Below are 13,946 nucleotides of genomic sequence, written 5' to 3'. Positions count from 1 at the left end.
GCACATCGGCTTCGCCCGCATGACGTACCCGTTTTTTGCGGGGCTGCTATTTCGGCTGGCGCGGCTGCGGCCGGTGCAGCATGCCTTTTGGTGGTGCAGCCTGGCGGTGGTAGTGGTGCTGGCCATGCCCCGCATCGGCAGCCCCGCGCAGCTGTGGCAAAATGGGCTCTACGATGCTCTCTGCATCATTTTCGTCTTCCCCGCTATCATCTTCTTCGGAGCCAGCGGGGCGGTGCGCTCGGGCGCGGCCCAGCGGCTGTGCCGCTTCCTAGGTGATATTTCGTATCCGATTTACATCACGCACTACCCGCTCATCTACACCTACACGGCCTGGGTCGCTACCCATAAAGTGTCCTTGCGCGAGGGCTTGCCCGTGGCGGCGCTGGTCTATCTGGCGGCGGTGGCGCTGGCGTATGGGTGCTTGAAATTATACGATGAGCCGGTGCGGGAGTGGTTGAGGAAGAGGGTACTAGTGGGTGCGGTTTAGTAGAGGATTCCTCTGCTATGCTGATGTTATGAGTGCTTTGGCCTATTCTACCTTATATTTCCTCCCTGCTGGTCCAAATTTCGTATCGACAGTTGGATATTTAGAATGATTTTAGATTAAATTGCTGAAAATAAATGATTTATGCCTGACGAGCTTTCAATTAAAATAACCCGCGAGAAAGACGGGTCAGCGCCATCATTGACGAATATGTCACTTGATGCAGCTCAATCTGTGAAAGTTTTTATAGAATCTTTCACCGAGTACGCTAGGGCTCATAGCGAAGACTCACATATAAAAATACTTGATACTGGTAACGCAATCGATAATATACTGACTCTTCCAGAAGCTGACAATTCTGCTTCTGATGAAATTCTTGATGTTGTTAACAGTGAATCTGAAAGTGATAATCTTGTTAAGGTATTTAATCTGATACGTAAAAGAATAAGTGAGAATGGCCTATCATACGAGGTAAATCTGAAGCACCAAGACGAAATAGTTAATCTGACTGAAAAATTTAAATCTAAAAGGTTTATCACGAAACAACAAGCAGACCCACCATTACAAGAAGAGGTTGTTTTTGTGCGCGGAATGATTTATGAATCCGGCGGTATGAATGTTACTAATATTCATATTAAACCGAAAAAAGGTAAACCTTTAGGTATAAGTTGCTCACAAGCCGAAGCTAGAAAGTTTTCAAAGCTTCTTTATTCTACAGTATTCGTTTCAGCAGTTCGGCAATGGAAAAAACCGAAGGATGTTACAATGCGGTTGCTTGATGTATACAAAGACGAGGAGCAATTTGAAAGATTTCAGGCGCTTTATCATGAGTATACTGATAGCGAATCATCGGAAAGGTTTAATAAACTTCGTGAGGACTTAATATCGACTCTTACTAAGTTTGGAGCAGCTTCGCCGCGAATCTCTAGGATAATGCGTCTTTACAATCATGCGTTAAGTGATAGAGGGATAATCAGAACTATTTTATTTATTCTCAAACCTTTAAGACATGAAAAAGCTATTGCGAGTCTTTATGATGACCTAGCCACGGTTTTGAAGAATGGTAACACGCAACACTCGTATTAGAACTGACACTGAGTATGAAAGTTGAAGAGTCGTATATCATCAAAAACCTGAAAAGATTTAATGATGAGTCACTGCCGAATAGCTTCGTTGCGCTAGCAGCTAAAGTTAATGAATTGAAGCAGTTCGGTCATGCTGCAATTTTAATAAGACTAAAGGGTCGAAATTTCTTATATCATTATCCTAGTTTTACTCTTCCTGTTGTGGAAGATGACTTTGACGAGCACGGCTGGTATTTCTATAAAATATTTTCTCAAATAAGGGTTGATGATGTTAATGAAGTCGAAGGATTTTTAGATTTATGTCGATGGATATGTGGAAAGTCAAATATAATGTATGCGTTTTTTGCTGATAAATCTAATTATAATTCCAAGGGTGAATATATTAGTAAAAATGGGCTGCCTGAACTTGGGACTTGTGTTTCATTTTGTGTAAATACTCTTTCTGGTTTTATGCCTGAAGTTGATTCTTATCTTGAATTGGATGATTGGAATAGTTCTTCCTTAGGTAATATGGCTAGCTATGACTTGTTATTGCAAGAATACGCAAGAGGAAAGGATATTGATATGAATATCTACAATGCCTTTAAGAAGCGTGTTACACCATTGGAGTATGTTACTTCTGCTTTTCTTGAGGAATATCCAATCAAAAGAGAATGGATATCTGAAATTGCGCCTATAGTACAAGGTGCTGTTTAGCATACTTCTACATTATAATTTTAGTCATTGGCATCATTGTGAGTTTTTAATTCACGATTTAAACGCTATCTAAATCGCAACTAGACAAAATCTAGATTTCCCATTCCACCATCCTCACCACACCATGCACAAATCGACTAGATTCGTGCTAACATCCTAGAATAACGGGAAGCAAAAAAGTCCGAACTATGTGGGTGCCGAACTGCGCCCTGCGCACCCCCCAGCCGGCCCGGTGGCCGAGGCACTTGCTCTACCTAGGAGCGAGCGCAGGGGGGAGGCTCCGACTATGACTGCCCGACTTCTGTTTCTGCTACTTACTTGTTTGTCGCTCACGGTCTTGCGGGCCGCGCCGCCCGCCGCTGTGCAGCTTCAGCGGCTGCGCTGCGAACTGCTAACCAACCCCGAAGGCATCGACGCCACCGCCCCGCGCCTGAGCTGGGAGCTGAGCGGGCCGGCGCGCGGCCTCACCCAAACGGCCTACCAGGTGATGGTGGCCTCCACGCCCGAGAAGCTGGCGGCCGACGAGGGCGACTTGTGGAACTCGGGCAAGGTGGCCGCGGGGCAGTCGGTGCACGTGGGCTACGGGGGCGCGCCGCTACGCAGCCAGGCGCGCTGCTACTGGAAGGTGCGCACCTGGACCAGCCAGGGCGAAACCGCCTGGAGCGCGCCGGCGCAGTGGAGCATGGGCCTGCTGAACTACCTCGACTGGAAAGGTCGCTGGATTGGGCTGGACCGCGCCTTTCCGTGGGACGATGAGACGACCCACGCCCGGCTGTCGGCCCGCTATTTCCGCAAGGAGTTCAAGGCCGCGAAGGCCGTGACGCGGGCCACGGCGTCCATCATCGGGCTGGGGCTGTACGAGCTGTATGTGAACGGCCAGCGCGTGGGCGACCAGGTGCTGGCGCCCGGCCCCACCGACTACACCCAGGGCGTGAAGTACAACACCTTCGACGTGACGCGCCTGCTGCGGCCGGGCGCCAACGCCCTAGGTACCGTGCTCGGCAACGGTCGCTTCTACGCCATGCGGCAGCACTACAAGCCGTACAAAATCAAGACCTTCGGCTACCCCAAGCTGCTAATGCAGTTGGATGTGACCTACGCCGACGGCAGCCACGAGGTCGTGAAAACCGACGAAACCTGGCAGGCCACGGCCGACGGCCCCATCCGAGCCAACAACGAGTACGACGGCGAAGAATACGACGCCACCAAGGAAATGCCCGGCTGGAGCACCGCCGGCTTCGACGCCCAAAAGTGGGGCAAGGCCGAGCTGGTGCAGGAGCCCGGCGGCGCTTTCGAGGCCCAGATGAACGAGAACATGAAGGTGATGGAAACCCTGAAGCCAGTGGCCCTCAAGCCGCTGGCGGGAGGCAAGTTCATCCTCGACATGGGCCAGAACATGGCCGGCTGGCTGCGGCTGCGCGCCACGGGGCCTAGGGGCCAGAAAATCACGTTGCGCTTTGCCGAGACGCTGCAAAAAACCGGCGAGCTGTACGTGGCCAACCTGCGCGACGCCCGCGTGACCGACGTATACACGCTGCGCGGCGGCGCCCGCGAAACCTGGGAGCCGACGTTTGTGTACCACGGCTTCCGCTACGTCGAAATCAGTGGCTACCCCGGCACGCCCACGCTGGCCGATTTCGACGGCCGCGTGGTGTACGACGACCTGGCCACGACGGGCGAGTTCGTGACCTCCAACGCCACCATCAACCAGGTGTATAAGAACGCCTACTGGGGCATCAGGAGCAACTACAAGGGCATGCCCATCGACTGCCCGCAGCGCAACGAGCGGCAGCCCTGGCTCGGCGACCGCACCACCGGGGCCTACGGCGAGAGCTTCGTGTTTGACAACTCGCGGCTGTACGCGAAGTGGCTCGACGACATTGCGCAGGCCCAAAAAACCGACGGCAGCATCCCCGACGTGGCCCCCGCCTTCTGGCGCTACTACGGCGACAACGTGACCTGGCCCGGCACCTACCTCACCATCGCCGATATGCTGTATGCGCAGTACGGCGACGCCCAACCCATTGCTATGCACTACGACTCGATGCGCCGCTGGCTCGCCTACATGCGCGCCAACTACATGACTGCCGGCTACCTTGTGACCAAGGACAAGTACGGCGACTGGTGCGTGCCGCCCGAATCGGAGAAGCTGATTCACTCGCAGGACCCCGCCCGCAACACCAGCGGCGAGGTCATCGCCACCAGCACCTACTACCACATGCTGACGCTGATGGAGCGCTTCGCCACCGTGCTCGGCAAGCCCGCTGATGCGCAGGAATACGCCGCCCTAGGTGCCAAAATCAAGGACGCGTTCAACCAGAAGTTTCTGAACGCTCAAAACCAGCAGTACGCCAACAACACCGTGACGGCCAACCTGCTACCCCTGGCCTACGGCATGACGCCGGACGCCGAGCGGGGCAAGGTGTTCCAGAACATCGCCGATAAAATCTTGGTTGAAAACAAGGGCCACATCAGCACCGGCGTCATCGGCACGCAGTGGCTCATGCGCGGCCTCACCGCCGAGGGCCGGCCCGATATTGCCTACAAACTGGCCACTAACCGCGACTACCCGAGCTGGGGCTATATGGCCGCCAACGGCGCCACCACCATCTGGGAGCTCTGGAACGGCAACACCGCCGACCCCGCCATGAACTCCCAAAACCACGTGATGCTGCTCGGCGATTTAATCATCTGGGACTACGAGAGCCTGGCGGGCATCAAGTCGGCCGCGCCGGGTTTTCAAGAACTGGAAATGAAACCCGCCCTGATTGACGGGCTGACGTCGGTGCAAGCATCTTATAACTCGGTGCGCGGCCTAGTACGCAGTAGCTGGACGCGAGATGCAAAGCGCTTCACCTGGAACATCACGGTGCCGGGCAATGCCAAGGCGCTGGTGTACGTGCCGGCTAAGGATGCGAAGGACGTGATGGAAGGCGGCAAAAAGGTTTCTGGCGCGGCTGGGGTGAAGTTCCTGCGGCTGGAAGGGGGTAGGGCGGTATTTGAAGTTGGCTCGGGGGAGTATGCGTTTGTGGCGAAGCAGTAGAGAATGAATCAATTAAGCAACCGTCATGCTGAGCGCAGCGAAGCATCTCTATCGCACCGTTCAACGGGGCGCCTCACCCCCCGGCCCCCTCTCCGAAAAGGAGAGGGGGAGCCGGACGCCTTTCTTACTGAAACTAGAGCTAGAATTAAAACTAGTTCCCCCTCTCCTTTTCGGAGAGGGGGCTAGGGGGTGAGGCGCCCCGTTGGGCGAGCTTCCTGTATTACCGCACACATTCTATTGTTCCGACTTCCATTTAATGACTAAATCCTTCGCTATAACTAAGCTGAAAGCGACTGGGCAAGCCGTAGCACTAGCTTCTGCGCTGCTACTAGCCGCCCCAGCCACCCACGCCCAAACCCCAGCGCCCACCATCACGCAAATCCCCTCCACCGCCAAGTGGTCGGAGCGGATGGCGCTGTCGGTGCTGAAGCGGAGCCCGTGGCTGCAAGACCCCGCCCTAGGTGATTCCTGGGGCTATACCCAGGGGCTGCTGATGCACGCGCTGGAGGCGTTGGAGCACCAGACCCACGACCCACGCCTGCGCACCGCCTTGCAGCAGTACGGCGATAAAATGGTGGATGCCCAGGGCGAGATTCACAACAAAGATTACAAGCCGCTGGACAACAGCCTCGACAACATCAACTCGGGCAAGCTCCTGTTTCAGCTCTACACCGATACCAAGCAGGAGAAATATAAAATAGCCCTGCAAAAGCTGCACGCGGAGCTTCAGCAACAGCCCAAAACCAGCGACGGCGGCTACTGGCACAAGAAGAAGTACCCCAGCCAGATGTGGCTCGATGGCGCCTACATGGCCAGCCCCTTCGTGGCGCAGTACGCGGCGTATTTCAAGGAGCCAGCCGGGTTTGACGAGGCGGCCAAGCAGCTGCTCTTGCTCGAAAAGCACCTGCGCGACCCCAAAACCGGCCTGCTCTACCACGGCTGGGACGAGAAGCACGTGCAGGCCTGGGCCAACCCGCAAACCGGCCAGTCGCCTAACTTCTGGGGCCGCGCCATCGGCTGGTACGGCATGGCGCTGGTCGATGTGCTCGACTACCTCCCCGCCAAGCACCCCGACCGCCCCAAGTTGGTGCAGGTGCTCGACCAACTGGCCGTCGCCATTCAGAAATACCAGGACCCCGCCAGCGGCCTCTGGTACCAGGTGGTAGACAAGGGCGGCCAGCCCGGCAACTACCTGGAGGCGTCGGCCTCGGGCATGTTCGTGTACACGCTGGCCAAGGGTGTGAACAAGGGCTATCTGAACAAGAAGTACCGCCCGGTGGCCCAAAAAGGCTTCGACGGCATCACATCCAAGCTCATTGAGGTGAAGCCCGACGGCGAGCTCAACCTGCTGCAAGTGTGCGAAGTAGCCGGCCTTGGCCCCGGCACCGAGCGCAACGGCTCCTACGAATACTACGTGGGCGAGCGCATCAAAATCAACGATTTGAAGGGGGTAGGGCCGTTCATTCTGGCCAGCCTCGAACTCAATAAATAGCGGCTCCGGCCATCCAACGTACCGCCATGAGAAACCCCATTTTGCTACTGGCCCTCGGGCTGCTTGCGCACGGCGCATCGGCCCAAACGCAGCCGTGGAAACAGGGCATCGTCACTGACGAATTCATCTTCGAAAAAGCGCCCTTCCCTGAGAGCCACGCCGCCACCATCGCCGAGACACCGAAGGGCCTCGTGGCCGCGTGGTTTGGCGGTACCAAGGAGCGCAATCCCGACGTGGGCATCTGGGTGAGCCGCCAGGAAAATGGCCGCTGGACCGCCCCCGTGGAGGTGGCCAACGGCATCCAAAACGAAACCCTGCGCTACCCCACCTGGAACCCGGTGCTCTACCAGGCGCCCGGCGGCGAGTTGCTGCTGTTTTACAAAATCGGCCCAAAACCTTCGGAGTGGAAGGGCTGGCTGCGCACCTCCAAAGACAACGGCCTGACGTGGTCGGCGGCCCAGGCGCTGCCGGAAGGCTACATCGGGCCGGTTAAAAACAAGCCCGTGCTGCTCAAAAACGGCACTTTGCTCTCGCCCACCAGCACCGAGGGCAGCGGCGGCTGGCTGGTACACTTTGAGGCCACGCCAGATTTTGGCAAGACTTGGACTAGAACCGCGCCCGTGCCGAATGGCGCAACCCAGGGCGCGATTCAGCCCAGCATTCTCACCTACAAAGACGGCCGCCTGCAAGCCCTCTGCCGCAGCCGCGACCGCGCCATCCTCGAAACGTGGTCCACAGACCAGGGCAAAACCTGGTCGCCCCTCGCTAAAACCACCCTGCCCAACAACAACTCCGGCACCGACGCCGTGACCCTGAAAGACGGCCGCCAGCTGCTGGTTTACAACCACGTGTTACCCCCCGGCACCCTTGCCAAAGGCCCCCGCACCCCCCTCAACGTGGCCGTATCAAAAGACGGCAAAGAGTGGTACGCGGTGGCTATTCTGGAGGATTCACCCATCAGCCAGTACTCGTACCCCTCGGTGATTCAGACCAAGGACGGGCTGGTGCATTTCGTGTATACCTGGCGCCGCCAGCGCATCAAACACGCCGTGCTCGACCCCAAAAAGATGAAGCTGGTGAAGATTGAAAACGGCGTGTGGCCGGCCATGAAAGGCTACACAGCGCCAGAAGGCACGGCAGAGATTACGAAAGATTGAGCCTGACGAGGCGCCTCACCCCCCGGCCCCCTCTCCGAAAAGGAGAGGGGAGCCGGACGACCACCAGATTAGAGCTAAGGCTAAAACTAGAGCTAGTTCTCCCTCTCCTTTTCGGAGAGGGGGCTAGGGGGTGAGGCGCTCCGTTAGCGCGGCACCTCAAACACCAACAGCATTCCCACCCATGTCCAGATTCTTCCGCCTGCTCCTAGGTTCACTTTTCCTCACCACCGCTGCCCAGGCGCAAAACTCCGACGACCAGTACCGCGAGCCGTTGCAGCAGGTGCTGGAGGAAATTCAGCAGCGTTATGGGGTGAAAATCCGGCCCGATGCGGCCATGGTAAAGGATAAGTACGTGACCTACGCCGAGTGGCGTTTCCGCCCCGACGTGGACGAAACCTTGCGCAGCGTGCTGGCCCCCTTCGACTACCAGGCGGCGAAAACCGGCGACAAAACCTACAAGCTCAAAACCTTCCAATACCATCTCAAAACACCCGACGAAGGCGCCGCCCAACTGGCGCAACTGGCCAGTCAGTACCACGACGCGGCCACCTGGGAAAAGCGTAAAGCCGAACTGCGCAGCTGCATGTGGTCGGCGCTACGGCTGTCGCCTATGCCGGCCAAGCCAACCAGCAAACCCATCATTACCAACAAGCGTCAATTCGACGGCTACACGGTGGAGAATGTGGCTATCGAAACGCTACCGGGCTACTACATGACCGGCTCGATTTACAAACCCACTAAGGCCAAGGGTAAAATCCCGGTCATCATCAGTCCCGACGGGCACTTCGGCGACGGGCGCTACCGGGCCGATGCGCAATTGCGCTGCGCCACGCTGGCCCGCATGGGCGCGATGGTGTACAGCTACGACCTCTTTGCCTGGGGCGAGTCGCTGCTGCAATTCAAGGGCGAAGACCACCGCCGCAGCCTCGCCATGACGGTGCAAGCCCTGAACGGCGAGCGTGCCCTAGACTACCTGCTGTCGCTGAAAGACGCTGATAAAACCCGCGTTGCCATCACGGGCGGCTCGGGCGGCGGCAGCCAAACCATGCTGCTCACGGCCCTCGACGACCGCATCAAGGTGAGTGTGCCCGTGGTAATGCTCTCGACCTACCATAGCGGCGGCTGCCCTTGCGAAAGCGGCCAGCCCGTGCACCTCTGCGGCAACGGTACCAACAACGCCGAAATCGCCGCGATGGCCGCCCCACGCCCCCAACTCGCCATCACCGACGGCGGCGACTGGACTGCCCAAACGCCCGAAGTCGCTTACCCCTATCTCCAAAAGATATACGGCTACTACGGCAAAACTGACCTTGTGCAAAACGTGCACTTGCCCAAGGAAGTCCACGACTACGGCCCCTCGAAGCGGCAGGCCATGTACGAGTTTATGGCCAAAAACCTGGGTCTGAACCTGGCCGCCGCCGAGGACAAAACCGGCAAGCTGGATGAGTCGCACGTGACGGTAGAAAAGCAGGAAGCACAGTTTGTTTTCGGACCGAAAGGGGAGGGGTTGCCGGCCAACGCGCTGCACAGCTTCGAGGACTTGCAAACAGAATTTAATAAGCTGACGGCTGCCCGATGAACGATGTAGCGTGGACTCTGCGAGTCCGCGCAACGAGCGCAGCGAGTATCCACGTCTGCGCCGTTCAATTTCAAACTTAATTCAAGTGCGGCTGGCAATACTCGCTGCGCTCGTTACGCGGACTCGCAGAGTCCACGCTACTTTCAGAATGACTCGAAGCTTACTTATTGCACTCAGCCTGCTCGCCGCTGCGCCAGCCCATGCCGCCGACATCTGGGTGGCGCCCACTGGCTCGGACCGCAACCCCGGTACCCAAGCGCAGCCGTTGGCAACTCCAAATGCTGCCTTGCGCCATGCCCGTAATTTGCGTCGCTTGCACGATGCCTCAGTGACTGGTGGCGTGCATATCTGGTTGAAGGGCGGCGAGTACCAACTGGCGGAGACGTGGTTTTTCCGGCCCGAAGACGCGGGTACAGCCGACAGCCCTACGGTAGTAGCCGCCGCGCCTGGCGAGCGGCCGGTGCTGAGTGGCGGCGTGTCGGTAGCGGGCTGGCACAAAGCGGCTAGTAAAATCGCGGGCTTGCCGGCTGCGGCGCAAAGCCAGGTGTGGGTAGCCGCCGCGCCGCTGCTGGGCGGGCGCGCCCTCGATTTTCGCCAGCTGTGGGTGAACGGTTATAAAGCCACCCGCGCCCGCACGCCCAACAACGATAACCTGCCCCGCCTGCTCACCTGGGACACTGACAAGCGCGAAACAACCGTGCCGGCTGCTGCCCTAGGTGGCATAAAGCAACCCGGCCAACTGGAAATGGTGCTGCACCAGATGTGGGCCGTGAACGTGCTGCGTGTGAAAACCCTGGCTGTGCAAGGAGACAAAGCCCGCGTGACGTTTCAGGAGCCCGAAAGCCGCATCCAGTTTGAGCATCCCTGGCCGCGGCCCATTATCAACGGCAAAAACGGCAGCTCGGCCTTTTATCTGACCAACGCCATCGAATTGCTCGACCAGCCCGGCGAATGGTTTTATGACGCTCCACACGGCCAGGTATATTACTGGCCCCGCTCTGGCGAAAACCTGGCTACCGCCCAGGTAGTAGCGCCCGCCCTAGAAACGGTGGTGCGGGTAGCCGGCACCCTCGACCAGCCGGTGGGCTACGTGCAGTTCAAGGGCCTGACGTTTGCTTACACCACTTGGCTGCGGCCTTCTGAGCAGGGCCACGTGCCCTTGCAGGCGGGCATGTATCTGCTGGATGGCTACTCGCTGGCTAAGCCCGGCACGCCAGACAAGGCCGGCCTCGAAAACCAAGCCTGGATAGGCCGCCCACCGGCCGGGGTGGAAATGCAAGCGGTGGACCACACCCGCTTCGAACGCTGCCAGTTCCTGCACATGGGCGCGACGGGCCTGGACTACCAAAGCGGTACCCACGATGACGTAATTACTGGCTGCACCTTCCGCGACGTGGCTGTGAATGGTATGCAAATTGGCAAGTTTTCGGATGAAAGCGTGGAAACCCATCTGCCCTACAACCCAAAGGACGAGCGGGAAATTTGCACCAACGAGCTGATAGAAAACAACCTTATTACCGACTGCGGCAATGAGGACTGGGGCGCGGTGGGCATTGCGGCGGGCTTCGTGCGGAGTACCACCATCCGCCACAATGAAGTTTCGCAGGTGCCTTACACTGGCATAAGCCTGGGGTGGGGCTGGACCAAAACCGCCAACGTTATGCGCGACAACCGCGTGCTAGCCAACTACGTGCACCACTACGCCCAGCATACCTACGACGTGGCTGGCGTATACACGCTCTCGGCTCAGCCGGGTACTCTCATCAGCGAAAACCGGGTGGATGAAATCGGCCGGGCGCCCTACGTGCACGACCCCGACCACTGGTTCTACCTCTACCTCGACGAAGGCTCGTCCAACATCACTGTGCAGGACAACTGGTGCCCGGCCGAGAAGTTCCTGGCCAATGCCAACGGGCCAGGCAATGTATGGAAGAACAACGGGCCGATGGTAAGCGAGGCGATAAAGCAGGCAGCGGGGCTGGAGGCAGCTTATCAGGATTTGAAGAAAGTATCAGCCCAGAAATGAATAACCTAAAACGTCATGCAGAGCGCAGCGAAGCATCTCGCGTGGCGCTATAATCAATGCCATTGCAACGAGGCGAGCGAGATGCTTCGCTGCGCTCTGCATGACGACCAACCTCAATAACATCAACCCACCTGATGATAAAATTCTGCCTGAAACGAGTCGCGGCTGTGCTGCTCTTGCTACTCTTAGCAACCTCTGCCCAAGCCCAGCAGCGTCCGCAAAAAGCCACCTGGATTTGGTACCCCGGCGACTACGAAATCTGGCTGGGCAACCAGATGCAGAACCGCCGCACCGAGCGCGGCACGTTCTTCCCGGTGTTCTGGCGGATGGATAGCCACTACGTGCTCATCGACTTTCACAAAGATTTTGACCTTGCACAGCCCGAAGAAGTGGAACTGCGCGCCGAAGGCCAGTACAACGTAAAGCTCGACGGCAAGCCGCTAACCGGCGCGCCTACTCACCTTACTGTACCGGCCGGCAAGCACCGTATTAATCTCAAGGTTTACAACCAGGCCACACCGCCAGCCGTGTTCGTGCGCGGCAACACCATTGCCTCCGATGCCTCGTGGCTGGTTACCTACGAGGACAAGGAATGGATTGACGCTTCGGGCAAAACCTCCGACCAGTCGGGCACCACCTGGCTGCAGGCTGGTGCCTGGAACTTCGACTCGCCCGAGGCGCGTCCCTCCGCTTTCAAGCTGCCCACGGAGGTGCGCCGGGCGGCCCAGGTGGAGCGCAACGGGCAGAGTATGTTGGTAGATTTTGGGCGCGAGACCTTTGGCTATATCAAGCTGCACGGCGTGAAAGGCAAGGGCCAGGTGGCGGTGTATTTCGGCGAATCGAAGGAGGAAGCCCAGGCCACTGAGACTTGCGAAACACTGGAGTACTTGGCCGTGAACCAACCGCAGAAGGGCGAACAAACCACCACGCTATCCAAGGCGTTTCGCTACGTGAACATCCGGCCCGAGGCGGGTGTGAGCCTCGATTCGGTGTCGCTGCTGTACGAGTATGCGCCGGTGGCCGAGCGAGGCAAGTTCCGCTGCTCGGACGCGCAACTGAATAAAATCTGGGACGTGGCGGCCTACACCATGCACCTGAACACGCGGGAGTTTTTCATCGACGGCATCAAGCGCGACCGGTGGGTATGGTCGGGCGACGCTTACCAGAGTTACCTGATGAACTACTACCTGTATTTCGACACGCCCACCGTGAACCGCACGCAGTGGGCCTTGCGCGGCAAAGACCCGGTAACCAGCCACATCAACACCATCATGGACTACAGTTTTTACTGGTTCATCAGCGTGTACGATGCCTACCAGTACACGGGCGACAAGGCCCAGGTGCAGCAGCTCTACCCCCGCATGCAAAGCCTGATGGACTACTGCCTGAACCGCCGCAACAAAGACGGCCTAATGGAAGGGCTGGCTGGTGACTGGGTATTTATCGACTGGGCCGACGGGCTGAGCAAGAAGGGCGAAGTAAGCTTCGAGCAACTGCTGCTGTGCCGCAGCCTCGAAAGCATGGCCTTGTGCGCTAAGCTGGTCGATGACCAGACCGGCGCGCAGAAGTATCAGCAGTTGGCTACTGACCTCAAAGCGAAAATTTTCGCCACCTACTGGAATCCCGGTAAAGGCGCTTTGGTGCACAGCCGCGTAGCCGGCCGGCCCACCGACCACGTGACGCGCTACGCCAATATGTTCGCCATTTTCTTCGATTACCTCAGCCCCGAGCAGGAGCAGCAGGTAAAGAAATCGGTGTTGCTGAACCCGCAGGTGCCCAAAATCACGACGCCCTATATGCGCTTCTACGAGCTAGAAGCCCTGTGCGCGATGGGCGAGCAGCCCTACGTGCTCAAGGAAATGAAGTCGTATTGGGGTGGCATACTGGACCTAGGCGCTACCTCCTTTTGGGAAGAATACGACCCTACTAAAAAGGGCACCGAGCACCTAGCCATGTATGGTCGGCCCTTCGGCAAGAGCCTGTGTCACGCCTGGGGTGCCAGCCCCATCTACCTGCTCGGCAAGTACTACCTCGGCGTGAAGCCCCTCACGCCGGGCTACGCCACCTACGAAGTGGTACCCAACCTCGGCGGACTACAATGGATGGAAGGAACCGTGCCTACTCCGCAGGGCGACATCACGGTAGCTGCGAGCCCCAAGCAGCTTAAGGTGAAGGGCGCCAGCGGCACCGGCACGCTACGCTTTTCTAGTAAGTCGAAGCCAAGCTGCAAAGGCGGCAAAATCGCCTCGAAAGGCAACGGTCAGTATGAACTGACGCTGGAGAAGGGGCGGGAGTACGTGGTGACTTATCAGGCCCTCTAATGGAACATCCTCTGCGTTCCTCTGCGAAAACCGCTGCGCTACGCTGCGGGAGCTGGCATCTTC

General features: G+C 57.8%; 9 protein-coding genes. All 9 read left to right on the top strand.

What is annotated here, in order from left to right; translation table 11 throughout:
* The first annotated feature begins 19 nt into the window (after nt 1-19).
* The 9 genes from I2I01_RS05420 (at nt 20) to I2I01_RS05380 (ending at nt 13,883) form a co-directional block, all read left to right on the top strand.
* Entirely contained in the window at nt 20-487 is a 468-nt protein-coding gene (locus tag I2I01_RS05420; protein ID WP_196285384.1) for an acyltransferase family protein, read from the top strand.
* A gap of 141 nt (nt 488-628) precedes the next feature.
* The gene (locus I2I01_RS05415) at nt 629-1,570 is read left to right on the top strand and encodes a hypothetical protein (protein WP_196285383.1); all 942 of its coding nucleotides are present in this window, start codon (nt 629-631) and stop codon (nt 1,568-1,570) included.
* 14 nt (nt 1,571-1,584) lie between these two features.
* Complete coding sequence (locus I2I01_RS05410) at nt 1,585-2,265, top strand: hypothetical protein (protein ID WP_196285382.1); 681 nt, start codon at nt 1,585-1,587, stop codon at nt 2,263-2,265.
* A gap of 286 nt (nt 2,266-2,551) precedes the next feature.
* The gene (locus I2I01_RS05405; RefSeq protein ID WP_196285381.1) at nt 2,552-5,308 is read left to right on the top strand and encodes an alpha-L-rhamnosidase; all 2,757 of its coding nucleotides are present in this window, start codon (nt 2,552-2,554) and stop codon (nt 5,306-5,308) included.
* Nucleotides 5,309-5,564: 256 nt separating this feature from the next.
* The gene (locus I2I01_RS05400) at nt 5,565-6,800 is read left to right on the top strand and encodes a glycoside hydrolase family 88/105 protein (RefSeq protein ID WP_196285380.1); all 1,236 of its coding nucleotides are present in this window, start codon (nt 5,565-5,567) and stop codon (nt 6,798-6,800) included.
* A 26-nt stretch (nt 6,801-6,826) separates the two neighbouring features.
* The gene (locus I2I01_RS05395) at nt 6,827-7,957 is read left to right on the top strand and encodes a sialidase family protein (RefSeq protein WP_196285379.1); all 1,131 of its coding nucleotides are present in this window, start codon (nt 6,827-6,829) and stop codon (nt 7,955-7,957) included.
* 181 nt (nt 7,958-8,138) lie between these two features.
* Nucleotides 8,139-9,536 (top strand): alpha/beta hydrolase family protein, encoded by a 1,398-nt coding sequence (locus I2I01_RS05390; RefSeq protein WP_196285378.1) that lies wholly within the window; start codon nt 8,139-8,141, stop codon nt 9,534-9,536.
* A gap of 148 nt (nt 9,537-9,684) precedes the next feature.
* A complete protein-coding gene (locus I2I01_RS05385; RefSeq protein WP_196285377.1) occupies nt 9,685-11,562 on the top strand; it encodes a right-handed parallel beta-helix repeat-containing protein in 1,878 nt (625 codons plus the stop codon).
* A gap of 134 nt (nt 11,563-11,696) precedes the next feature.
* Nucleotides 11,697-13,883 (top strand): alpha-L-rhamnosidase-related protein, encoded by a 2,187-nt coding sequence (locus I2I01_RS05380; protein WP_196285376.1) that lies wholly within the window; start codon nt 11,697-11,699, stop codon nt 13,881-13,883.
* Nucleotides 13,884-13,946 lie beyond the last annotated feature (63 nt).

The sequence above is a fragment of the Hymenobacter properus genome, assembly GCF_015694735.1.
Taxonomy (GTDB): domain Bacteria; phylum Bacteroidota; class Bacteroidia; order Cytophagales; family Hymenobacteraceae; genus Hymenobacter; species Hymenobacter properus.
Note: the sequence above shows the minus strand (reverse complement) of the source record. Positions and strands in the feature narration are given on the sequence as shown.